Consider the following 23857-nt stretch of genomic DNA (forward strand, 5'->3'; position numbering starts at 1 on the left):
CCAAAAATCATGAGTCGTTATAAAATAAGTAATTTCGAAGAATACTTTAAAGAGTACAAAAAATCAATCAAAGACCCAAAGAAATTTTGGGACAAAATTGCCTCAGAAAACTTTACCTGGTACCAAGAATGGGACAAAGTGGTGGATTTCAATATGGGAGAAGCTGAAATAAAATGGTTTGTAGATGCAAAAGTGAACATTACTAAAAACTGTATTGATCGCCATCTTGCTAAAAAAGGAGACAAAGCAGCCATTATTTTTGAACCAAATAATCCTGATGAAGCTTCACAATCCATTACTTACAATGAATTGCACCAGCGTGTAAGTAAAATGGCAAATGTTTTATTGAGCCAGGGCATTCAAAAAGGAGATCGCGTATGCATTTATTTGCCTATGATTCCGGAACTAGCCATCACAACGCTTGCTTGCGCCCGTATTGGAGCTATTCACTCTGTTGTTTTTGCAGGATTTTCAGCATCAGCACTAGCTACCCGAATCAACGATAGCGAATGTAAAATGGTCATTACTTCTGACGGCGGATATCGTGGAAATAAAACCATTGATCTCAAAGGAATTGTTGACGAAGCATTAGTGAACTGCCCATCCATTGAAAACGTTTTGGTTGTTCAAAGAACCCAAACTGACGTTCAAATGAAAGAAAGTCGTGACCAATGGTTAGCGCCGCTTTTAGAAAAAGCTTCAGATAACAATGCTGCCGAAATTATGGATGCCGAAGATCCTTTGTTTATCCTTTACACTTCGGGTTCAACAGGAAAGCCAAAAGGAATGGTGCACACCACAGCTGGTTATATGGTTTATACGGCTTACACTTTCCAAAATGTTTTTAACTACGAAGAAAATGATATTTTCTGGTGTACTGCTGATATCGGTTGGATTACCGGACATTCCTATATTTTATACGGCCCGTTATTGAATGGTGCTACCACAGTTATTTTTGAAGGTGTTCCTTCTTATCCTGATTTCAGTCGTTTTTGGGAAATTATAGAAAAACATAAAGTAAATCAATTCTATACTGCTCCAACAGCCATTAGAGCTTTGGCTAAAGAAAGTATTGATTATGTTCAAAAATATCCGTTGAGCTCGTTAAAAGTAATTGGTTCAGTAGGAGAACCTATTAACGAAGAAGCTTGGCACTGGTACAACGATCACGTAGGTGGAAAACGTTGTCCAGTTGTAGATACCTGGTGGCAAACCGAAACAGGAGGAATTCTTATCTCACCGCTTCCTTTTATCACACCAACAAAACCAACGTATGCGACCTTACCACTTCCGGGTATTCAAGCCGTTTTGATGGATGAAAAACGCAATGAAATTGAAGACAATCAAGTAGTAGGAAGTTTGTGTATCAAATATCCTTGGCCTGGAATTGCCAGAACTATTTGGGGTGATCACCAACGTTATAAAGACACTTATTTCTCCGCTTTCCCAGGAAAATACTTTAGTGGAGACGGTGCTTTGCGTGACGAAGTAGGTTATTACCGAATTACGGGTCGTGTGGATGATGTGGTTATTGTATCGGGACACAATCTAGGAACAGCGCCAATTGAAGACGCGATCAACGAGCATTTGGCAGTTGCCGAAAGTGCCATTGTAGGCTTCCCTCATGACATTAAAGGAAATGCGCTATATGGCTTTGTAATCCTTAAAGAAGCAGGAGAAAAACGAGATAAAGAAAACCTAGCTAAAGAAATTAACCAACACATTTCAGCACACATTGGCCCAATTGCTAAATTAGATAAGATTCAGTTTGTATCTGGGCTACCAAAAACCCGTTCTGGAAAAATCATGCGTCGCATTCTTCGCAAGATTGCCGAAGGAGATTATTCTAATTTTGGAGATACCAGTACATTATTAAATCCAGAAATTGTAGAAGAAATTAAAAATGGTAAAATATAATACTTAATTATTTAAAATTTTATAAAGCCCAAAGCTGCTCAATAATTAGAGCAGCTTTTCGTTTTTTATAAAAGAAACATTCAAGGCAAATTCGACCTAAAATCAGTTTATTTTTGCTACATTCGTCAACTAAGAATCAACTATCGATAGCTTAATTTATTATGAAATAGCAAATTAATTTTCAACCCTAAGCTTTGTTTTTATGCAACTGTTTTAATTTCCTATTTTATGAATACTGATACATTAATACAAAGAATAGAACCTCCTTTTTGGTTTTCCGGAATGCAAAATCCCGAGCTTCAAATTCTTTTTTACGGAAGTAACATTAGTCAATGCCAAATTACAATTAACAATAGTAGCGCTATTACCAATGTAAAACGCACCGAAAATCCCAATTTTATTTTTGTAACGATCAATACCCAAAAGATAAGTACCAACGAAATTGATTTTATATTCAGACTCAAGGACAAATCCACTTTCATCCAAAAATATGAGTTAAGAGAACGAAGGAAAAATTCATCACTTCGCAAAAGTTTTGATTCCTCGGACACTATTTATCTTTTAATGCCGGATCGTTTTGCCAACGGAAATAAAAACAACGATAACGACAGTAATACCACCGAAAAATACAATCGGGAATTGCCTGGAGGAAGACACGGAGGCGATATTGAAGGCATTATCCAAAATCTGGATTACATACAATCGCTTGGAATTACTGCTATTTGGAGTACACCACTTTGCGAAGACAACGAAGCCGAATTCTCTTATCATAGTTACGGTCAATCCGATGTTTACAAAATTGATCCCCGTTTTGGAACAAATGAAGATTATGTTCGATTATCAGAAGAAGTACACCGCCGTAAATTAAAATTAATCATGGATTATGTCACTAATCATTGGGGATTATCGCATTGGATGGTTAACGATTCACCAACAAAAGACTGGATTCATCAATTTGAAAATTATACCCAAACCAATCATAAAAGAAGTACCATCAGCGACATCAATGCTTCAAAAATTGATCGAACCATTTGCCTTAACGGTTGGTTTGTACCTACGATGCCCGACTTAAATATTGCCAATCCTTTAGTTCTCACCTACCTTTGTCAAAATGCCATTTGGTGGATTGAATATGCTAATTTGGATGGTTTTAGAGTCGACACATACAACTATTCTGAACCTGAATACATTTCTAAATGGACCAAAGCTATAACAGACGAATATCCAAATTTCAATCTCGTTGGCGAAATTACCTTGCGCAATCAAGGGCTACTTTCGTATTGGCAAAAAGACAGTCCAATTGCTAAAATCCAAGATTTTAATTCCAATTTACCGAGCGTAATGGATTTTGCTTTATCCGATGCCTTGCAAATTGTTTTTAACGAAGACGATGACAACTGGGATCAGGGAATTACAAAAGTGTACGACTTGCTTTCGAAAGATTTTTTATTTCCAAATGTGAATAATCTATTGATTTTTGGCGAAAATCACGATACCAAAAGACTCAATCATATTTACAATAATGATATTCGAAAATACAAAATGGCAATGTGTATGCTTGCCACTTTACGTGGAATTCCTCAATTGTATTATGGTTCTGAAATTGGAATGGCTGGCGATCAACATTTAGGCGATGCTGATATTAGAAAAGATTTTCCCGGCGGCTGGGAGGACGACGAAAACAATGCTTTTAATCCCGAAACTCGCTCTGAATGCCAAAAAGTATATTTTGATTTTACTTCAAAATTATTCCATTGGCGAAAAACTAATGCAGCTGTGCATTTTGGAAAAACCACACATTATATTCCAGAAAACAATGTTTACGTTTATTTTAGATACAATACTAATCAAGCTGTGATGATCTTGATTAACAACAATCCTGAAAATCAGGAAATCCATACCGCACGATTTAAAGAAAATATCGGGAATTATAAAACAGGAAAAGAAGTCTTAGCTGATTTGATTTTTGATTTATCGCAAACCATTTTTATCGAAGGAAAATCGGCTTTAATATTAGAATTAGAATAAACATTTTACCGCAGAGGCAGCAAAGTTTTACGCAAAGTTCGCCAAGCTTATTAAAAACATTACATTCTCTGTGCTAGTTTACAAACCCGTTAAAATCTGCGTGCCAAAACTCACCACTAATAACTCAAAAAATAAAAAGTCCAAACTTTGTGAACCTTGCATAAAACTTTGCGAACTTTGCGGTTAAAAACTTTATGCTCAAAATAGGTCATCGTGGCGCTAGAGGATATGAACCTGAGAATACTTTAGTTAGTTTTCAAAAAGCAATGGACTTGCAAGTCGACGGCATTGAACTCGATGTACATTTGAGTCTCGATGGTGAACTTATGGTTATCCATGACGAAACGATCGACCGAACTACAAATGGCAAAGGCGAAGTCAATACATTCAGTAAAGCTGAATTACAAAACTTCAAGATTGAGGACAATAATAAAATTCCAACATTGGAAGAGGTTTTTGATTTAGTAAATCGTCGTTGTTTTATTAATGTCGAATTAAAGAGTTTCGATGCGGCTGAAAAAACGGTTACTTTAATCGAAAAATACATTCAGGATAAAAACTGGGAATACAGTGATTTTATCGTTTCAAGCTTCGACTGGAATGCTTTGCAGGATGTGAATTTTAGAAATCCCAAAATTCCTATTGGCGTACTTACCGAAACAGATTTAGACGAAGCTTTGGCTTTCGCCAAAATCATTAAGGCAAAATCCATTCATCCGGACTTTCAATTATTGAGTAAAGAAAATACAGCTCAACTTCAAGAAAAGGGCTTTGAAGTTTTGCCTTGGACGGTGAACGAACCAGCCGATATAAAAAAAATACAATCATTTAACGTAAACGGAATCATCACTGATTTTCCAGATAGAATATGAACCAAAATTTTGACATCATAATTGTTGGCGGTGGCGCAGCAGGATTTTTTACTGCTATAAATATCGTAGAAAAAAATCCGAAGCTAAAAGTGGCTATTTTAGAACGCGGTGCCGAAGTATTGCAAAAAGTACGCATTTCGGGCGGTGGTCGCTGCAATGTAACCCATGCTTGTTTTGAACCCAACGAATTAGTCAAATTTTATCCTCGTGGTGAAAAAGAATTACGAGGTCCTTTTCATCAATTTTGTTCTGGGGATACAATAGAATGGTTTGAAAAACACGGAGTAGAGTTAAAAATTGAAGAAGACGGCAGAATGTTTCCTGTTTCTAATTCGTCTCAAACTATTATTGATTGTTTTCTAAAAGCAACTCAAAAATTAGGCATAAGCGTGCTAACAGGACAAGCAGTGCAATCGATTTTTAAAAAAGAAAACCATTGGAAAATAGAAACTCAAAACGAAAATTATCTAGTTGGAAAACTCATCTTGGCTACAGGTAGCAATCCGAAAATTTGGGAAATGCTACAACAGCAAGGTCATGCAGTTGTAAATCCTGTTCCTTCCTTATTTACGTTCAATATTAAAGATGCTCGAATTGCGGCATTACCAGGAGTTGCCACACCAGTTTCGGTAAAAGTAAAAGATACTAAACTAACTTCAAATGGCCCTTTATTAATTACACATTGGGGAATGAGTGGACCAGCTATTTTAAAATTATCAGCTTGGGGAGCTCGAATTTTGCATGATAAAAATTATCAGTTCACCATTTTTGTGAATTGGCTCAATGATGTCGATACTGAAGAAGCCGAACAACTTTTGAAAGATTTAAAACAAGAACACGCTAAAAAAACAGTGGCTAAAAAATCACCTTTTGAAGTAAACAATAGACTTTGGGAAAGCTTAGTTCTGGCTTCGAATATTCCTTTAGAAACCAAATGGGCTGATTTGTCGAAAACACAAATTCAAAATTTAGCCAATCAATTAACTCATGCTGTTTTTCAGGTTAATGGAAAAAGTACTTTTAAAGACGAATTCGTAACTGCTGGCGGAATCGATTTAAAAGAAATCAATTTCAAAACCATGGAAAGTAAATTACATGAAAACCTTTATTTTGCTGGCGAAATTGTAAATATTGATGCTATTACAGGAGGATTTAATTTCCAAAATGCCTGGACCAGTGGATTTATTTTAGCAAATGCGATTTAACATAAATTTACCCAAAACGCTCAAAATACTTCAGCAAAAAAAAAGTAATTTTACTTACAAATTTTAAAATTAGATGAAACTAAAATTACTCCTGCTTCTGTTCGCTTGTACTAGTCCGTTCCTTTATTCTCAAACCCATAAATTACTTAGAGGAAAAGTGATGTCGGATAACTTCGTACTCGAAAATGTTGATGTAATCAATAAAGACACACAAACAGGCACTAGAACCAATGAAAAAGGAGAATTTATACTTTCGGCAAGTGTAAACGATAGTATTCTATTTTATGTTAAAGACTATACTTTAAAAGGAATAAAATTAAGTCTAGCAGATTTAGAAACCAATAATATTATTGTCAGAATTGAGAAAACTCCCGAAGAACTGAAAGAAGTTATTATTCATCGGGTGGATATTGATTGGGGATTAGATAAAAAATGGGAAAGACAAAAAAGTGAAGAAGCAGGAGTTCGCAGAAGAGCAAATGCTTTAAAAGTTCAAGGTGTCAATAATGGTACCATTGAGAACGGAATGGATTTTGCGAAAATTGGAAAAATGCTTTTTGGAGGATTATTCAAAGGAAAAAAAGAAAAAGCGGTTGATCCCGAAGAATTTAAAGAAGTAGCTAAAACTAGCTTTGATGAAAAATTTTACACCGAAACTTTACAATTAAAAAAAGAAGAAATAGAACCCTTTCTTACTTTTTGTAATTTTGATCCTGAATCAAAAATCACTTTATCCGAAAATTCAAATGATCTGATATTAATGGATTTTCTTTATAAAAAAAGTATTGAATTCAAGAAAATACACGCTCCAGATTAATTCTTAATTTCAAAATAATGGAAAACGTAAACGAATACATTAGTTCACTTCCTGTTGAAATTCAAAAAATAGTACAAAAAATTAGAAGCATCATTAAAAATGAAGCTCCAGATTGTGATGAAAGTATTTCTTATGGAATGCCTGCCTATAAAACTTTTGGAAGACCATTAGTCTATTTTGCCGCCTTTAAAAATCACATTGGCTTGTATGCAACACCTTCTGGACATGCACAATTTTCAGCAGCACTATCAAAATACAAACAAGGAAAAGGTTCGGTTCAATTTCCACTCGATACTCCTATTCCTTATGAACTCATTCAACAAATAGTGGCATTTAGAGTAAAAGAAAACGAAGGTAAATTCAAGAAATAAAAACAGCTACACTCACCAAATTAATAAATGGAAAAACCTTTAGTTAACAAAGAATACCTACTAGAAAAATTCTCGGGAAAGGGAGGTTGGACTTTTGCGGTGATTCCGGAAATACTACAAGACAAGAACACACCTTTTGGTTGGGTGACCGTTTGCGGAAGCATCGATGATTATGAATTAAAAAATTACAAACTAATGCCAATGGGAAATGGTAAATTATTTCTTCCACTGAAAGCTGCCGTTAGAAAAAAAATAAAAAAAGAGGCTGGCGATTACATTAAAGTCATTTTATACAAAGACGATTCTTCAATCGAAATTCCGAATGAATTAGAATTTTGCTTAAAAGATGAACCATTGGCTTATGAAGGCTTTATCAAGCTAACAAAAGGAACACAAAAAGCCTATATTGATTGGATATATTCGGCAAAAAAAGACCAAACAAAAGTAGACCGAATAGCAACTATGATAAACAAAATCATAAAAGAGTAGAATTTAACTAATAATCCATAAACAATTTCTACAACAAAAAATAATTAACAAGAATTTACATAAACACTAAGTTTTCATTAAGAAGAATCTAATAATTTTACTTTCAAGCTATTAGACCTAAAATCATAAAAATAAAACTACTCAGCACCTTCGTTCTTTTCACCTCTCAATTTAGTTTTTCACAAACGGTAAAAGGAAAAATTGTATTTAATAATTATGCAATTCCAAATGTAGAAGTCATAAATTCGAACTCTCGAACACTAACTGTTTCTGATGCTAAGGGGCGTTTTTCAATTGATGCAAAAACGAATGACATTCTTGTTTTTATAGCTAGAGACTATGAACTAGCAAAAATTGTAATCAATCCTTTAATTATAAATGATAAAGATTTAATCATTGAATTAATTCTAAAACCTGAAGAATTAAAAGAAGTAGTCATAGCAAATATCCCTTCGATTAAATTAAATTTGAAATCAAATTACGAGCAAGAAAAACTGGACGAATATGCTTTAGAAAAAGCTGCAAAAACTCCAAAAATCATAGGTATGAATATGGGAACAATTCCAAATGGAATGGATTTTATTCGCATGGGAAGTGATCTTGCAAAAATATTTAAAAAAGAAAAAGAGCCTCCAAAAAAAGAAAACCCAATAGTCCCGTTTAAAGAGCTTGCTAAAACAAATTGCGATCAAAAGTACTTTATAAATACCTTAAAAATAAAACCAGACGAAATAGAATTATTCCTTGATTTTTGCGATGCTGATCCTAAGTCTAAAACAATAGCAACTTTAAAAAATGTATTGAGTACTATGGATTTTTTACTAGAAAAAAGTATCACTTTTAAAAAACAAATAGTTTTAGAAAAATAACATTTCTATTTTTGAAATTGATTTTTGAAATTGTAATTGATATTGTAACTCTATCTATTCAACCACCAAATACTCGCATTCAACACAGCAGCAAAACTTACCCACGCCAAATAAGGAATAAACAAATATCCTGCTATTTTATTGATTTTAGAAAATTGTAAATAAGTTTCATAAATCATCAACCACAAAACAATAATCTCTATTCCTGCTAACATTGGGTTGCGTAAACCAAAAAACAAATACGACCACAAAGCATTCAATGCCAATTGAATTATAAAAAACACCAATGCTTTTTTAACTTCTTCGGTTATGTCTTTGATGCGATTCCAAACCAATCCTGCAGCAACTCCCATCATAATGTACAACGCAGTCCAAACTGGTGCAAAAATCCAATTGGGCGGATTAAAACTTGGTTTTTCCAATGTTGGATACCAATCTAAAATTGCCGAACGAGTAACAATTCCAGAAAAATAACCAATAGCAAGACATATAACAACGGCAACAAGTATTTTGATAATTTTATTCATTTTTTAGTTTTTATAAACCGTTAAGGTATTAAGAGAATTTAGAAAAAAGCTTAATAAAAATTATTTTCATAGTGATTCAATTCATTAAGAAAAATGGTTAAACCAAAATTACTTAAAAATTTACGAATTTGCGGTAAAATCCAATTCGCATCTAAACTAATAAATCAAAAAAAGTATCTTTGCGCAAATTTTATCATTCATGTTTACAGCAAACGATTTTATTCCGTCTCAATATTCTCAAACTTTAGAAAGCGGTCATTTTCAATGGAGCGCTCCCAGCAACATTGCCTTAGTGAAATATTGGGGAAAAAAAGACAATCAAATTCCAGCCAATCCATCGGTGAGTTTTACTTTGAATAATTGTAAAACGATTACCAAATTGGCTTTTGATAAAAAAAGCATATCGACTGCGCTCGATGTGACAAATGAATTTTCTTTCGATTTGCTTTTTGAAGGAAAACCAAAAGAAGATTTCAAACCAAAAATTCAAAAATTCTTTGAAAGAATTGAAATCTATTTGCCTTTTTTGAAAGACTATCATTTTACTATTGATACCCAAAATACTTTTCCGCATAGTTCAGGAATTGCTTCTTCGGCCTCTGGAATGGCAGCTTTAGCAATGAATTTAATGAGTTTAGAAAAAGCGCTGAATCCCACAATGACCGAAGATTACTTTTATCAAAAAGCTTCTCTTTTAGCCCGATTGGGTTCAGGAAGTGCTTGCCGAAGTGTAAAAGGTCAAGTTGTAGTTTGGGGAAATCAGGCTAATATTGAAGGAAGTTCGGATTTATTTGGTGTCGAATTTCCATATACTATTCACGAAAATTTTAAAAACTATCAAGATACTATTTTACTAGTTGACAAAGGAGAAAAGCAGGTTTCGAGTACTGTGGGACACGAATTAATGCACAACCATCCTTTTGCCGAAAGGCGATTTGCACAAGCACATGAAAATTTAGACCAACTAATTGCTATTTTTGAAAATGGGAATCTGGAAGAATTCATTAAAATAGTCGAAAGCGAAGCACTGACTTTACACGCCATGATGATGACATCGATGCCTTATTTTATCTTAATGAAACCAAATACCTTGGAAATCATCAATAGAATTTGGAAATTTAGAACCGAAACACAAATTCCAGTCTGTTTTACACTCGATGCTGGTGCAAATGTGCATGTTTTATATCCAAATAAGGATAAAGAAAGCGTATTGCAATTTATTAAGGACGAATTAGTTGGCTATTGTCAAAATGGGCAGTACCTTTGTGACGAAATTGGAAACGGAGCTACTCAATTAGAATAATTTATTTAGTATCTTTAAAGTAAATTTTAGATTATGAATATTCAATTAGAAAAGTTAGAATTGATTAAGTTATTGGCAGACACAAATGATGAGTCTATTATTGCGTCCATCAAAAAAATCTTTAATTCAAAGCAAAAAGATTGGTGGGATGATTTATCAGAAGAACAAAAAGCAGATATAAATAAAGGAATCGAAGATTATGAAAATGGAAGATTTTATTCGTTCGATGAAGTAATGAAAAATCATTTATAAAATTAGACAGCTCACTTTTTCAGAAACTGCACTTAAAAATTTAAGAGAAATAAAATTCTACTTAATTTCTAAATGGTCTGAAAGAGTTTTTATATTAAATTTAAAGACAACATAATAAAAACTGTAGATTTAATTTCTAAAAACCCAGAAGCATTTCCAAAATCTGACAAAAATATTTATAAGTGTGTTTTATCAAAACAAACTACGATTTTTTACCGATTTAACTCTACAGAAATTCAAATTCTGTCTGTTTTTGACACCAGACAAAACCCAAATAAATTGAAAGACTTAAAATAAAAATATGAAAGGACCTTTATTTTACTCAAAAATATTACTCTTTGGAGAATATGGAATTATTCGTGATTCTAAAGGATTATCAATTCCTTATAATTTTTATAATGGCGCATTAAAAAAAGAAGAGAACCCTTCTCCTCAAGCCATTGCTTCTAATGCCAGTTTAAAACGTTTTGCCGATTATTTAGAAACCTTAGAAAACGAACAAACGAATTTAGTTTCCTTTGATTTAAAGTCTTTAAAAAATGATATAGATACTGGAATGTATTTTGATTCCAGCATTCCTCAAGGATACGGCGTAGGAAGTAGCGGAGCATTAGTAGCTGCTATTTATGACAAATATGCTCAGAATAAAATCACGATTCTTGAGAATTTGACCCGTGAAAAATTATTGCAATTAAAAAATATTTTTTCCCAAATGGAGAGTTTTTTCCACGGAAAAAGTTCTGGTCTCGATCCTTTAAATAGCTATTTAAGTATTCCTATTTTAATTAATTCGAAAGATCATATTGAAGCAACTGGAATTCCTAATCAAAGTTTTGATGGAAAAGCTGCGGTTTTCTTATTGGATTCTGGAATCATAGGCGAAACTGCTCCTATGATTAATATTTTTATGGAAAACCTTAAAGACAAAGGATTCCGTGCTATGTTGAAAAACCAATTTGTAAAACACACTGATGCTTGTGTAGAAAATTTCCTTGGTGGAGATATGAAATCCTTGTTTACCAATACTAAAAAGCTATCTCGTGTCGTTTTAAATCATTTTAAACCAATGATTCCGGAACAGTTTCATGAAATTTGGCAAAAAGGAATTGAAACCAATGATTATTATTTAAAATTATGTGGTTCTGGTGGAGGTGGTTACATTTTAGGATTTACAGAAGATTTAGAACGTGCTAAAGCTTCTTTGAAAGATTACAAATTAGAAGTAGTTTACCAATTTTAAAATAATTTCAGTAAAAATAGATTCAGAGAAAATTTAAATGCTCAATAGAAAAAACAAACTTTTAGCGTTAAAGATTATCAGTTTGTTCTCTGTAGTAAGAGGCTATAACATTCCAGTTATCATTCTGGCACAATACTTATCAGCTATATTTATTCTTGCACCAGAGATAAGAGCATTAGATATTTTACTCGATTTGAATTTGTTTTTAATAGTTTTTGCTTCTTCTATAACCATAGCTTCAGGTTACATTATCAATAATTTTTATGATAGCCGAAAAGACTTAATCAATCGTCCTAACAAATCTATGCTAGATCGATTAGTGAGCCAAAGTACCAAACTTAAGGTTTATTTTTCACTGAATTTGGCAGTTGCCTTAATTGCTTCTTTTATATCCTGGCGGGCTTTTTTATTCTTTTCAGCTTATATTTTCCTGATTTGGTTTTACTCTCATAAAATCAAAAAATATCCTTTTATAGGAAACTTAATGGCAGCTTTACTAGCCGTACTCCCATTTTTTGCTATTTTATTATATTATTACACCAAACTCCCGATATACGAAATAGAAAATTACAAAAATCAGTTTATGGTCATTTCGGCACATGCCACTTTTTTATTCTTATTATTGCTTGTACGGGAAATGATTAAGGATTTAGAAAACATAACAGGAGATTTGGTCAACAATTACAGAACAATTCCAATTATTTATGGTGAAAGACGTTCCAAACAGCTTATAACAGTATTAACCATAGCAACTATCCTTCCAGTATATATTTTAATCGATATTTATGATGTGGGCTACATGGATATTTACTTTTATGCCTGCTTGATATTCTTGATTTTCTTCCTGCTCTATTTATGGAAATCCAATAAAAAAGGACAATTCTTATTGCTGCATAATGTATTAAAATTTCTTATTGTGGCTGGCGTATTTTGTATTGTGCTCATCGATCCAAGCGTATTGTGGCATGGAAAAAAACTGCTTTTATCTTTTTAAAATAATTTAAAAATCACAGAACTTACTTATTCACAAGTCAGTTAGTGTTTTATAATTCGTAATTCTCAATTAGCAACTATATAAATACTATCTTTGCAAATTCGAGGACTAGATAGTCCTAACTGACGAAGTAAATTATAGATTATTATGAATAATAAGGAAGGCAACAATAAAAGAGGAGGTTCAAGACCAAGCTCTAACAAGCCAAAACCTGCGATGCAAAAAAGGGCACAAGGGCCTAAAAAAGCAAAAGTAACCGCGAAAGTGGCTGAAGAAGCTGCTAAAAAGATAGAGAAAAAGCCAAATCAAGCTCCTAAAAGAGCAAAAGCAAAAGACGAAATTCGTTTGAACAAATATATTTCCAACTCTGGGGTGTGTTCCCGTCGTGATGCCGATATCTACATTCAATCTGGAAACGTAAAAGTAAACGGTATTCCTGTAACTGAAATGGGCTATTTAGTAAAGCCAGGAGATGATGTAAATTTTGATGGAGTAAAATTGACTCCAGAGAAAAAAGTATACATTCTATTAAACAAGCCAAAAAACTTTACTACTGCACTTGACGAAGGTCAGGAATATAGAAATGTACTAGAATTAGTAAAAGGTTCAACTACTTCAAAAATTGCTGCTGTAGGGAGAATGGATAAAAACACCACCGGTCTTTTATTGTTTACCAATGATACCGATATGATTAGAAAGTTTTCGCTGCCTAATCAAAAATCATCTAAAATTTACCAAGTTTCCTTAGACAAAAACTTAAAATTTGAAGATTTAGAAAAAATTAGCAAAGGATTAGTACTAGACGGACACCGCGTTTTTGTAGAAGAAGTAAGTTATATTGAAGGAGAAGCAAAAAGCGAAATTGGATTAAAGTTAAAAACATCCAATGTAAAAGTAGTTCGAAATATTTTTGAACATTTTGATTATGATGTCTTACGTATTGACCGTGTTGCCTTTGCAGGTTTGACTAAAAAGAACCTACCAAGAGGAAATTGGAGATTACTTACGGAACAAGAAATTATTAATTTGAAGAATACTTAAATATTTTTTATAACATATCAAAAAAGCCGCATCAAAATATAAAATTTGATGCGGCTTTTGCTTTTTAATTAATTTATGGAAAATATTCTTAAACGAAAAAAAGCCATTTCAAAATTTTGAAACGGCTTTTCTCCTATAAATTATTCAATCTACTTATTACCAATTAAATGGCAAATACCAGTTATTTGGATTCATTAATTTAGCTTTTACATTAGCCGCTTCTGGATTTCCTTCTCCATTTAATTTTTCAAAAATTTTATCTGCTAAGAAAGAAGGATCATTTCTACGTCTGGCTACACGCACTAAATCTTCCCAACGATTTCCTTCATAAGCAAGATCAAGAGCAGCTTCATTAATCAGGTTGTTTTCAATAGAAATCAAACTATCCCCAACAACTGGTGCTGCAGGAAGATTAGCACGTCTTCTTATTCCACCATTTCTATGCCAGTTAGCTCTAAATCTTGGAAAATCACCCTGACGTGCATCAAAATCGTAAGGATAAGGCTCTTTTGTTTGCATGATATTAGTTACATTTCCTGATGTATTACTCACACCTCCACGATTGTATTCAACTTGAAAACCATTATTAAGTATGGCACTTGCTATACGATGTTTGTTATCACGGTTGGCTGCTTCGGCATAACGTAAATGTAATTTAACAGTTCTATACAAAAACCAATCTCCATTATTTGCAGGACCAGTAAGATTTGCATCACTTTTGTATTGGTATTTCATAATCACAGGGTCATTACCTTCCATCAAATAGGTTAATTTACTACCTCTTGCATCATAAGGTATAGCTACTTGTTTGTTACTATTCCATAAATCTATGGATGCTTGTGAGGGTTTAGCCAAATAATCCCCTTTGGATTTAGAGAATAATTTAATAAAAGGATTATTCCATGAAAGATTACTAGTGAATGGTATTGACCAAATCCATTCTGTATTCCACAATGCATCTCTAGTCCTACTAAACATCGAACGCCAACCAAATGTATTGCCAGTTATCAAACTAGATGCATTCTCAGCTTGAGAATACCTTACAAAATAATTGTTATTAGGATTGTTCCCGTCACCAAAGATACTGATACGATACGATTCATAACGCTCCGTATCGTTACTACTAGTACTTGCAGTTTCCATAACATTTTTATAATATGAGGCCGCTGTAGTATAATTTGCTTTCCATAAATGTAAATCTCCCAACAAACATTCTTTATTAATAAAAAATTTAGCTGTAGAATATCCGTCAACATTGGTTACCATAGTGCTTTGTGCATTGTATGGTTTTTTGTACTCTAAACCTTCTGAAAAAGCAATCAATTTATCCAATAGTTCTGAAAAAGGAATTCGAGGATATTTAGTAGCATTTTTAGCATCTTCTAATGTAGAAATAGGTTCAGTGATATAAGGTACACTACCAAAATGAATTCCTAATTGAAGATACACCCAACTGCGAATACAGCCAACATCAGCATAGCGTTGATTGTATTGATCTTGAGTAAAACGCTTTTCTGCAAGCATGATATCAAAGTTCTTTAAGATATCATTGCAGTTATTAATCACCTCATAAAAAGGTTTAGGACTAATATAGGGATTATCTTGACTTACATTATGTTCCGAAAGTTGCTTTAAAAAAGTAGATGATTTGTTTGTTGTAGTCATCAAATCGGCACGTATTTCGTTTAAAATAACATGCTTATCAGCCAAACCAACAAATTTACCATAAAGACCAAAAACAGCAGCATCAGCATCTGTCACAGTTTCATACGCATTTTCTTCTATTAAACTAGTTTTTGGCTCTACATCTAGATAATCTTGACAAGAGTTTAAACATAGCATAAAAACAAAAGAAGCAATAAGTGTAGCTCTCTTTGAGGATTGAAATATAATTGATTGTATCATTTGTAAAATTGTATAAATAATAAATTAAAGTCCTAGACGCAAACCTAGCTGTATGCTTCGAAATTGAGGAGCCATTCCGATATCAACACCTTGTCCAAATAAAGAAGAAGTTGCACTAAATTCTGGATCAAACCCTAAATACTTGGTAAAAACAAATAGATTATTAGCGGTGGTATAAATTTTAATGTATTTAATATACTTCATTTTTTCCACATTAAAATCATAACTAACAACCAAGGTCTTTAAACGCAAATAAGAACCATCTTCAATCCAACGATCTGAAAATTCTGAATTCCCCATTGGGTCTCCAAAAGCAGCTCTTGGAATATTAGTTTGTTGACCTTCTGCTCTCCAACTATTTGCCACAGCAATACTTTGGTTATCATAACCACTCATTTTTTCTAAATTGTAACGCAATCCGTTGTACAAATCATTTCCAACAGAAAAATTGAATTGAGCATTAAGGGTAAAACGTTTATAAGTAAAGTTACCATTGAAACTACCGAAGAAATCAGGGTTTGGATTACCTATAACTTTACGGTCTTTATCATCAATAATCTTATCATCATTTTGATCAACAAAACGCATATCACCACCCTTGAACGCCGTTAATTCACCCGTTTCACTTATTCTTGACAATCCATCAGCTGTAGCCTCTTGTGTTGTACTATACACACCGTTTGTTTGCAAACCATAAAATAAGTTAGCATCCATACCAGTACTAGTGATATAAGTTGCACCTGCAAAATTGCTCAATATATCACCATTTGGCAAGTTTAGAATTTTATTTTGATAGGTAGCAATGTTTAAACCAAAATCAAAAGTAAAATCAGGAGATGAAATAACCCTAGTATTCAATGAAGTTTCAGCTCCAGTTGTTTTCATAGCACTATTATTTGCTAATATGCTATTAAACCCAGAAACAGTACTAATATTCTGAAAAGTAGTCATATTGTTTGTTCTCTTACTAAAGTAATCTACTGTAAAATTTAGCCTTTCTTTTAACAAACCAAAATCGGCACCCAAATTATATTGACGTTGGCGCTCAGGCTTCAAATCAGGGTTACCAATATTACCTAAAACAAGTCCTTGAAATCCCAAAAATCCTTGAGAAACATACTGCTTTTGTGCAATATAATCACTGAAGCCATCATTTCCAGTCTCGCTTACAGAAGCTCGTAGCTTTAAATAATTGATAATCTCCGAATTTTTAAGGAATTTTTCGGATGAAACCATCCAAGCTCCAGATATAGCTGTCATTAAAGACAACCTTTCTTTACCATTCATACCGTCACCAAAGCGACTAGAACCATCCACAGCATAAGAAGCTGTTAAAAAATATTTATTTCTAAAGTCATAATTGGCATTGGCATAAATATTTAACCAATTCGTTTCAGCCAAACCTCCGCTGATAGGATTGGAAAGAGATCCAGTTCCAATAAAAGTAAAATCGTCAGTAGGAGAATTAAAGGAACGAACATAGTCATTTTCAGATTTACTAGATTGAGCTCTAAATCCAAGACGAGTTACTATATTATGATCATTTCTTAAATTTTTGGAATAGTTCAAATAGGTATCAACAAAATAACTTTGATAGCTTTGCGCATCACTTCCAGACTGATTTTTTACAAGAAAATCACCCAATAGTAGATCTGTAACACCTCTATCTGGTGTAAAGAAATTTTCTCTCTCCTTGTTAAGCGTTAAGCCTAGAATACTGTTTAAATTCAATGAATTATTTAAAAGATAACTAAATTTTAAGTTACCAAAAAAGCGGTAATTATTATTATTGGCAATCCCTTTGGCTAAAATAGCGTTCGGGTTTGAACGATTAAAAATATCAACATCAGATAGTATAGGAGAAACATTACCTAAATCGTCTATTGCATTTGTACTCAAAAAAGGTGCTTTGATTAAGGAAGAATACAACGGACTGACATAATTCTCACCGCCTTGAGCCCACTGTTTTTGAATATTATTAATAAAAGATAAATTGGCATCAACATTAAATTTTTTTGTCAATTTTAATGAAGCATTTAAACGAGTTCCATAACGTTGTGTATTGGTCCCTCCAACAATACCATCAGAATCAAGGTAATTTAATGAAAGCCCGTATTTTGCAATTTCATCACCACCACGAACCTTTAAATAATAGTTTTGATTCATCGATTGTTGCAGTACTTGATCTTGCCAATCGGTATTGTTTTGATATAAATAATAACCTGGAGAACCAGCCGTATCATTTAAAAAAGGCAAACTAGCTACCTGTTGCTGACTCAAGCCTGCTGAACTAGTGAGTCTTGTAAAATGTGTACGCAAACCATTAGCATCCAATAAAGGATAATTTTCAGGACGTTCATTTACACCAGCATACATTGCAAAATCAATTTTTGTAGTAACCTCGGTAGGACGATTGGTAGTTATGTTGATAACACCGTTTGAGCCTTTGCTACCGTAGAGGGAGGTACCGTCTTTAATAACAGTAACATCCTCAATGTCTTTAACATCAATATTAGCAAAAGGTGAAGAAACATTGTTTGAAATAATTCCTGACCCATAGTCCTCGTCGTCATATATCATTCCATCTACTACGATTAGAGGCTTATTAGTACCATACAAAGAGCTAAAACCACGTAGAGATAGATTATTACCTGCTCCTGGTGTCCCAGAGTTACGAGTAACATTCAATCCAGAAACTTTACCTTGCAAAAAAGCACCAACGTTTTCATGAGAAGGATTTGACCACTGATTTTGATTGAAATTGACAACAGTAGCAGCTTGCGTGGTATTGTATTGCATAATATGCCCACTAGCCGAATTTGATAATTGATAAATTTGTGAATAATTAGACTCATTCATGAAGATTTCCAAACCTAACTTTCGGTTCTTCACAGGGAACACTTTAGTCTGAAATTCCTGTCCACTAATTTTTAAAACAGCGTCATAATTAGGAACAACAATCGTGAAACTTCCATCATCTTCTGTAAATGTTGAAGTAAAATTTTCTACAGCGACACTAATTCCAGACAAGGGCTTTTTACTTTTAGCATTGAACACAGTACCTTTTATAGTGTATCCATTCAAAATTAATTTTGATGAAGGTATTGAAGTTGCAGTAGAATCTTGTGCTTCTTGAGCATGCAATTGCACAAAAAACACAGATGCAATACATGCGTAAACAAAGCCACTCGATTTTATAATTTTTAGCATAACCAATTTTTTTTATAATAATATTTATTTAACTACTGGAACAATTTTTAAATAATCTAAAGCAAGAGAATTCTGATTATTAGTAGCTGTATTAGCACCTAATAATGTTAAATTTAATATGTTGCCAGATTGTAAAGGTGTAAAATCACCAACAAGAACCTCGTTAAAATCATTAATTGGTACAGGAGTATAAGCTAATGTTTTAAGGGGATTAACAAATGTAAAAGTAGAACCGGTTACGACATAATTGCCTCCAATCGATATAGTTTGACTAAAAACAGTTGTTTTATTATTTATGGCACGCCAATGTACTCTATAGGTAGTGCTGTATAGATCTTTTAACCTGTTTTGATACACAAGCCTTGGCAATGCAGAACCAGGATTCAAAACAAAAACATCATTAATATTTTCAGCACTGGGTAAGAAAAAATCCCTAGTAATAGATGCTATACTATTACTCATATTAAACCTTAAATCAAAACTCTCTCCTTGAATTACAATTGGCACTAAACGTTTGTCCATTGGCACATCCACCTTTTTCATGATGTAAACAATACCGTTACTCAAGCGAATTGGTTCTCCAACAATTTGAGTTTTATCTACAGCGTATTCTACGCCAAAGCGGGAGGTTAAAGTGCTTGGTAATTGACTCGGTTCATATTTTTTGTTGAAAACCATATCACGAACCGTAAAATACTTCGCATAAGTAGCAGTTGAATCCGTTGTAGATTTAATAGTATAGGCTTTCATTTTGTCTGTTTCTTCTGTATAGCCATCATTTTCCATCAAAAAGAGCGTGTAAGAATTCTTTTCGTTATTCAAATTATACACATTGGTTAAAAAAGAATTCGTCAACGAATCGGACAAATAACCTGCACCAACAGATTCAGACAATACTTTTTTTACAGAATCTGCTTGATAAATATTAAACTCTTTCAAAGCAAGCAAATCAGCACTCATCATAGATGTTGCGGATTGTGACGCAACAAATTGCCATATATTGAGCTTAGGCGTAAGCGGTTTATCAATAACATGGTAGATCCCGTTAGAAGCTAACATGTCAGCTTTAATGATAGTTGCATCATCAATAGTAGAGCTACCCTTGAGCATTAAAAACTTCTTGCTCTGCATCTCTATTTGAACTTCATCGTTATCACGAACCGATGAATAAGAAGTCAATGCAATATGATTGCCTACAAATTGCTTTAGGGCAACCGGATCATTTATGATTGAAACAGGTACTTGACTCATGGCTGCATTCGAAGGAACAAAAACTGTGAAATTTTTAGAAGATGCCAAAACCTTATCGTATCCAGTTGCTGTCAAAACTTTTGAAAATTCTGAAAACTCACTAGAGCTATTAATCGCTTCTACTAAACTTTTATCAATGTTTGCTTCATTAGCGGTATTCCTATCGTTCCATGGATCGGAACAAGAAAAAGCTATCAGCATTAATACTGCTACAGCAATATTTTTATAAAAAGAATGAAATTTAATCATTGAGGAAAATTTGAATTAATAAAATAAAACTTGAAAATTAATTTTCTGGCTCTCCAGGGCTAGGTTTTGGAACTAAATTACTTTGTCCAGGAACAGGTAGACCTTTTCTAAATTTTGGCCAAATCTGATCCATATCTACCGGACGGAATTCAACCAAATCAAAACTATCAGCATCAGCACCACCACAACCTGAACAATTATCGGTTACAAATTTAATTTTTTGTCTTCCTGTTGTTTCTACATCAACAATTCCTACCAATCTTGAATAAAGCCTGTCACCTTGAACATGCGGATATATGTATCTTTTGTAGCCTTGCGTTTCTAACACATTATCAGGAATACCCGAAGTAGTATTGTTTGGATCGTTTGGAAGTTCTCTTTGATTTATTATCCTTGAAGTAATTTTACCATTGAACCAAAGTCTTGTAGTAGCTGATGCTCTTGGACTCTGACGATATGAAACCCAAATTTTATAACGTCCTTTAATAATTACAGGTGTAGTAACCTCTATATCATTCGCTCCTGAATTAGTAACTCGAAAACGAAAAATATTCAACAAATCACCGTTGACAGAAGATGCAACTGGAGCCCATTCGATCGGATAAGTTGGATGTCCTGTCCACTGAATATCTTTGAAACTACCGCGACCAAAACCAAACTTAACTCCTCCTGGTTTTCTGTAGTTAGCTACATTAGCAGCAAATTCAGGCTGGTCACAAAGATCAAAATATACAGGCAAAGGAAAACGCTTGATGATAGTGAAATTAGTATCAACTGTGTGTAAAACACCATTGGAACAAGTCAAATCACTTGTTGGCCTAAGGACAGAAAAACCAGGTTCCAAAACTCCATTAAAAGTGTCACGGTTAAGGAAAATTTCACCACCAATTAATTTTGAACTAATAACTTCAGAGGGTGCTTTAGTCTCAAATACTGGTGTAACAGCAAAATCTGCAAGATAGTTCAATTTCGGTATTACGTGATATTGAACGTATAAATTCAAACTATCCGCTGTATTGGTTGGATCACCAAGGTGACTGTAACGTATTTTTAAATTGTCGAGTGTATTAAGTGTTAATTCCACCTTAGTTTTAGGATTAGTCCATTTAGTGTTATCGTAAACTTCATTAGACTGTGCTAAAACGGTTAAAAAGCTACCCACTTTATTAGCGTCAAATGTTAAAGGTTGGTTTAATTTTTCGAACCAGCCAGTAGCCTTAAGAACTTCAGTAAATAAAGATAATTCTGGATTTTCTTCAATTGTTTGAGCCAATGTTTTATTGGCAACGCTTAACACTTTATCAGTAATATGCACTACTGCGTTACCTAATTCTAAATTTGATGTAAGAATTTTAGCTTCTTTATTTAAAGTCCTAAAAGATTCACCATTTACCACTGTGTTTCCTGTAATAATAAATTGCCCCAATAAAGTTGGGTTAAATAATTTACCATCTGTAAAAGAAGCAGTGGTATATTTGGTATCGATAATATGTAATTTCACTACTTTTTTTAAGTCTTCAATAGGTACTTGAGTCAAAGAAGTAAAACCTAAATCTTTAAGATAATTGTTTACAGCATCATTATTGGGAATAAATACAGTAAATGTACCATAAGTATTCATATAAGAAGCATAATTAGTAAGATCTAACATTTCCAAAAACAAGGAATATTCTTCGTTATCACGCAGGAATTCAGTAACGTTTTGTGTTTCGTCAGTAGTTTCTTTAAACTTAAGTTCTGTACAGCTTTGTAAAAGCAAAAAAGCGATAAAGAAGAAAAAAACGGATAACAAACGAGGTAATCTTGATAATTTTTCCATGGCTTGATTAGTTTATTATTTGTAAAAAGGGTTTTGAACAAGGGCCTTATTAACCTGAAGTTCAGAAAAATGTATTGGGAAATAATGACTGTTATTGTCTTGTAGTTTTGACACAATAGACTGAATACTTGTAGGTGGCGCATTCTCGGTAGCAACATCAATTAATAGCTGTCTACGCTCATAACCATTGGCTTTTGCAACACGCAATAAGTCAAACCAACGTTTACCCTCAAAAGCTAATTCTCGTGCACGTTCTTCCATTATATAATCAATAAGAGCAGGAACTTCAGAAGCACCCGGAGTTCGTTCAGTAGCTTCTAGCGCTCTACGGTTCGTTCGTAATTCGGAGATAATATCTAAAGCAATTTGACCTTGTTCAAGTCTAGCAGCAGCCTCTGCCTTCATTAATAAAACATCAGCATAACGATATACAAACCAGTGTGTGTTGCTTTCATTTCTATCTTTAGATTCAGTATTATTCAAACCAGTGTATTTGTAAATCGCACCGGTTGAACCAATTACTGCTGCTTGATCACCTCTATAATCTCTGTTAGATGGAACATCAAAATCAATTCCATAAACATTTTCCATAATTAGAGGAGTGGCTCTCACTTGAGGAAACACATTTAATAAATCGTTTAATGGATTTTGAACAAGAAGACTGAATTGCAATTCAAAAATACTTTCAGTTGAATTACCAACAGCAAAAACTCTATTAAACCAAGTACTGCCCCCAGTATTGATCAAAGCAAATTTATTTGATTTTACAATTTCATCAGTAGCATCAAAAGCCTTTTGGTACTGCTCCGTCCACAAATAGACATCTGCTAATAAAGCATTGACAGAATAAACTGTAATTCGTCCTTTGTTATAAGCATTATTACCATAATCTTCTGTAGCGTAGGTTTTTGCAAGTTCCAAATCTTTGATCACTTGATCAAAAACAACACTCTGTGGCGATGTTGGTAATTGATAATCTTGAGAATCAGAAAGTGATGCGTCTAATTTCAAAGGAACATCCTTGAAAGATCTAGCAAGAGTAAAATACAAATAAGCTCTAATAGCCAATGCTTCTGAAAGAAAGTTATTAAGTTGTGTTTGAGAAAATGTTGGATCTAAATTCTTGACATTGGGAGCCAATTCAATCACTGTATTGCAATAATTGATAGAACGATAAAAGATATCCCAATCGACAATAGAATTCGTTGGTAATACATTGGTATTCAATATATCTCTAATCTCATCATTAGCGTTATTCCCTTCCGATACTAAACCGCCTCTTAACTCTCCATAGTAAAAAAGTTTATTAGTTAAGTTTCTGTCTAACAAGGACGTATAAATCCCTATAACAGCAGCCTGTACATCTTCTTTGGTTTTCCAAAATTCATCACGAACAATACCGTCTTGAGGGCGTAAGTCCAAATAATTATCACATGAAGTTGTTGCTAGTAAAGCGAACAGAGCAAGGATAGATAGTTTTATTTTAGTTTTCATATAT

At 33.4% G+C, this 23857-nt stretch carries 19 protein-coding genes; 13 read left to right on the forward strand and 6 right to left on the reverse strand.

The features are described from left to right. Nucleotides 1-6 precede the first annotated feature (6 nt). The 8 genes from acs to AAGV33_RS01320 all read left to right on the forward strand — a co-directional run bounded on the left by acs (nucleotide 7) and on the right by AAGV33_RS01320 (nucleotide 8568). The gene (acs, locus tag AAGV33_RS01285) at nucleotides 7-1917 is read left to right on the forward strand and encodes an acetate--CoA ligase (protein ID WP_373390219.1); all 1911 of its coding nucleotides are present in this window, start codon (nucleotides 7-9) and stop codon (nucleotides 1915-1917) included. A 228-nt stretch (nucleotides 1918-2145) separates the two neighbouring features. Next, nucleotides 2146-3945 carry a glycoside hydrolase family 13 protein gene (locus AAGV33_RS01290; RefSeq protein ID WP_373390092.1) on the forward strand — a complete coding sequence of 600 codons (1800 nt, stop codon included), beginning with the start codon at nucleotides 2146-2148 and terminating at the stop codon, nucleotides 3943-3945. Nucleotides 3946-4139: 194 nt separating this feature from the next. Continuing rightward, nucleotides 4140-4817: a glycerophosphodiester phosphodiesterase gene (locus tag AAGV33_RS01295; protein WP_373390093.1), complete on the forward strand. Its 678-nt coding sequence runs from the start codon at nucleotides 4140-4142 to the stop codon at nucleotides 4815-4817. After that, on the forward strand, nucleotides 4814-6022 hold the full coding sequence (locus AAGV33_RS01300) for a BaiN/RdsA family NAD(P)/FAD-dependent oxidoreductase (RefSeq protein WP_373390094.1): 1209 nt from the start codon (nucleotides 4814-4816) through the stop codon (nucleotides 6020-6022). Before AAGV33_RS01295 ends, AAGV33_RS01300 begins: the two co-directional genes overlap by 4 nt. Before the next feature lie 73 nt (nucleotides 6023-6095). Further along, nucleotides 6096-6839 (forward strand): hypothetical protein, encoded by a 744-nt coding sequence (locus AAGV33_RS01305; RefSeq protein WP_373390095.1) that lies wholly within the window; start codon nucleotides 6096-6098, stop codon nucleotides 6837-6839. A gap of 17 nt (nucleotides 6840-6856) precedes the next feature. Further along, nucleotides 6857-7210, forward strand: coding sequence for an iron chaperone (locus tag AAGV33_RS01310; protein WP_373390096.1), 354 nt, complete (start codon nucleotides 6857-6859; stop codon nucleotides 7208-7210). 27 nt (nucleotides 7211-7237) lie between these two features. Further along, complete coding sequence (locus AAGV33_RS01315; protein ID WP_373390097.1) at nucleotides 7238-7699, forward strand: DUF1905 domain-containing protein; 462 nt, start codon at nucleotides 7238-7240, stop codon at nucleotides 7697-7699. Nucleotides 7700-8166: 467 nt separating this feature from the next. Continuing rightward, on the forward strand, nucleotides 8167-8568 hold the full coding sequence (locus AAGV33_RS01320; protein WP_373390098.1) for a hypothetical protein: 402 nt from the start codon (nucleotides 8167-8169) through the stop codon (nucleotides 8566-8568). Nucleotides 8569-8618: 50 nt separating this feature from the next. Here AAGV33_RS01320 and AAGV33_RS01325 read toward each other — a convergent pair whose 3' ends face one another. Further along, nucleotides 8619-9095 carry a TspO/MBR family protein gene (locus tag AAGV33_RS01325; protein ID WP_373390099.1) on the reverse strand — a complete coding sequence of 159 codons (477 nt, stop codon included), beginning with the start codon at nucleotides 9093-9095 and terminating at the stop codon, nucleotides 8619-8621. Nucleotides 9096-9294: 199 nt separating this feature from the next. On the opposite strand from AAGV33_RS01325, the gene AAGV33_RS01330 reads away from it, so the two are divergent. The 5 genes from AAGV33_RS01330 to AAGV33_RS01350 all read left to right on the forward strand — a co-directional run bounded on the left by AAGV33_RS01330 (nucleotide 9295) and on the right by AAGV33_RS01350 (nucleotide 13925). Continuing rightward, the gene (locus AAGV33_RS01330) at nucleotides 9295-10398 is read left to right on the forward strand and encodes a diphosphomevalonate decarboxylase (protein ID WP_373390100.1); all 1104 of its coding nucleotides are present in this window, start codon (nucleotides 9295-9297) and stop codon (nucleotides 10396-10398) included. A 33-nt stretch (nucleotides 10399-10431) separates the two neighbouring features. Then, nucleotides 10432-10650, forward strand: a complete 219-nt coding sequence (locus AAGV33_RS01335) for a hypothetical protein (protein ID WP_373390101.1) — start codon at nucleotides 10432-10434, stop codon at nucleotides 10648-10650. Between the two features lie 301 nt (nucleotides 10651-10951). Next, nucleotides 10952-11890, forward strand: coding sequence for a mevalonate kinase family protein (locus tag AAGV33_RS01340; protein ID WP_373390102.1), 939 nt, complete (start codon nucleotides 10952-10954; stop codon nucleotides 11888-11890). A gap of 37 nt (nucleotides 11891-11927) precedes the next feature. Next, nucleotides 11928-12884, forward strand: coding sequence for a geranylgeranylglycerol-phosphate geranylgeranyltransferase (locus AAGV33_RS01345; RefSeq protein WP_373390103.1), 957 nt, complete (start codon nucleotides 11928-11930; stop codon nucleotides 12882-12884). Between the two features lie 147 nt (nucleotides 12885-13031). Then, complete coding sequence (locus tag AAGV33_RS01350) at nucleotides 13032-13925, forward strand: pseudouridine synthase (RefSeq protein ID WP_373390104.1); 894 nt, start codon at nucleotides 13032-13034, stop codon at nucleotides 13923-13925. Nucleotides 13926-14081: 156 nt separating this feature from the next. Here the strand turns inward: AAGV33_RS01350 and AAGV33_RS01355 are convergent, their stop codons facing one another. The 5 genes from AAGV33_RS01355 to AAGV33_RS01375 are packed head-to-tail and all read right to left on the reverse strand — an operon-like array spanning nucleotide 14082 to nucleotide 23853. Continuing rightward, nucleotides 14082-15830 carry a RagB/SusD family nutrient uptake outer membrane protein gene (locus AAGV33_RS01355; protein ID WP_373390105.1) on the reverse strand — a complete coding sequence of 583 codons (1749 nt, stop codon included), beginning with the start codon at nucleotides 15828-15830 and terminating at the stop codon, nucleotides 14082-14084. Between the two features lie 24 nt (nucleotides 15831-15854). Then, nucleotides 15855-19040, reverse strand: a complete 3186-nt coding sequence (locus AAGV33_RS01360) for a SusC/RagA family TonB-linked outer membrane protein (RefSeq protein ID WP_373390106.1) — start codon at nucleotides 19038-19040, stop codon at nucleotides 15855-15857. 24 nt (nucleotides 19041-19064) lie between these two features. Further along, nucleotides 19065-20540 carry a fasciclin domain-containing protein gene (locus AAGV33_RS01365; RefSeq protein WP_373390107.1) on the reverse strand — a complete coding sequence of 492 codons (1476 nt, stop codon included), beginning with the start codon at nucleotides 20538-20540 and terminating at the stop codon, nucleotides 19065-19067. 37 nt (nucleotides 20541-20577) lie between these two features. After that, nucleotides 20578-22359 carry a fasciclin domain-containing protein gene (locus AAGV33_RS01370; protein WP_373390108.1) on the reverse strand — a complete coding sequence of 594 codons (1782 nt, stop codon included), beginning with the start codon at nucleotides 22357-22359 and terminating at the stop codon, nucleotides 20578-20580. Nucleotides 22360-22374: 15 nt separating this feature from the next. Beyond that, a complete protein-coding gene (locus AAGV33_RS01375) occupies nucleotides 22375-23853 on the reverse strand; it encodes a RagB/SusD family nutrient uptake outer membrane protein (protein WP_373390109.1) in 1479 nt (492 codons plus the stop codon). Between the last annotated feature and the right edge of the window lie 4 nt (nucleotides 23854-23857).

This window comes from Flavobacterium magnesitis (genome assembly GCF_041729735.1).
Classification (GTDB): Bacteria; Bacteroidota; Bacteroidia; order Flavobacteriales; family Flavobacteriaceae; genus Flavobacterium; species Flavobacterium magnesitis.

Bases quoted from the DNA above. Each gene is read 5' to 3' on its own strand.
- AAGV33_RS01340 (WP_373390102.1), top strand. From the start codon at position 10,952: ATGAAAGGACCTTTATTTTACTCAAAAATATTACTCTTTGGAGAATAT.
- AAGV33_RS01330 (WP_373390100.1), top strand. From the start codon at position 9,295: ATGTTTACAGCAAACGATTTTATTCCGTCTCAATATTCTCAAACTTTA.
- AAGV33_RS01315 (WP_373390097.1), top strand. From the start codon at position 7,238: ATGGAAAAACCTTTAGTTAACAAAGAATACCTACTAGAAAAATTCTCG.
- AAGV33_RS01300 (WP_373390094.1), top strand. From the start codon at position 4,814: ATGAACCAAAATTTTGACATCATAATTGTTGGCGGTGGCGCAGCAGGA.
- AAGV33_RS01345 (WP_373390103.1), top strand. From the start codon at position 11,928: ATGCTCAATAGAAAAAACAAACTTTTAGCGTTAAAGATTATCAGTTTG.
- AAGV33_RS01350 (WP_373390104.1), top strand. From the start codon at position 13,032: ATGAATAATAAGGAAGGCAACAATAAAAGAGGAGGTTCAAGACCAAGC.
- AAGV33_RS01295 (WP_373390093.1), top strand. From the start codon at position 4,140: ATGCTCAAAATAGGTCATCGTGGCGCTAGAGGATATGAACCTGAGAAT.
- AAGV33_RS01365 (WP_373390107.1), bottom strand. From the start codon at position 20,540: ATGATTAAATTTCATTCTTTTTATAAAAATATTGCTGTAGCAGTATTA.
- AAGV33_RS01335 (WP_373390101.1), top strand. From the start codon at position 10,432: ATGAATATTCAATTAGAAAAGTTAGAATTGATTAAGTTATTGGCAGAC.
- AAGV33_RS01355 (WP_373390105.1), bottom strand. From the start codon at position 15,830: ATGATACAATCAATTATATTTCAATCCTCAAAGAGAGCTACACTTATT.
- AAGV33_RS01370 (WP_373390108.1), bottom strand. From the start codon at position 22,359: ATGGAAAAATTATCAAGATTACCTCGTTTGTTATCCGTTTTTTTCTTC.
- AAGV33_RS01375 (WP_373390109.1), bottom strand. From the start codon at position 23,853: ATGAAAACTAAAATAAAACTATCTATCCTTGCTCTGTTCGCTTTACTA.
- AAGV33_RS01310 (WP_373390096.1), top strand. From the start codon at position 6,857: ATGGAAAACGTAAACGAATACATTAGTTCACTTCCTGTTGAAATTCAA.
- AAGV33_RS01360 (WP_373390106.1), bottom strand. From the start codon at position 19,040: ATGCTAAAAATTATAAAATCGAGTGGCTTTGTTTACGCATGTATTGCA.
- AAGV33_RS01305 (WP_373390095.1), top strand. From the start codon at position 6,096: ATGAAACTAAAATTACTCCTGCTTCTGTTCGCTTGTACTAGTCCGTTC.
- AAGV33_RS01290 (WP_373390092.1), top strand. From the start codon at position 2,146: ATGAATACTGATACATTAATACAAAGAATAGAACCTCCTTTTTGGTTT.
- AAGV33_RS01325 (WP_373390099.1), bottom strand. From the start codon at position 9,095: ATGAATAAAATTATCAAAATACTTGTTGCCGTTGTTATATGTCTTGCT.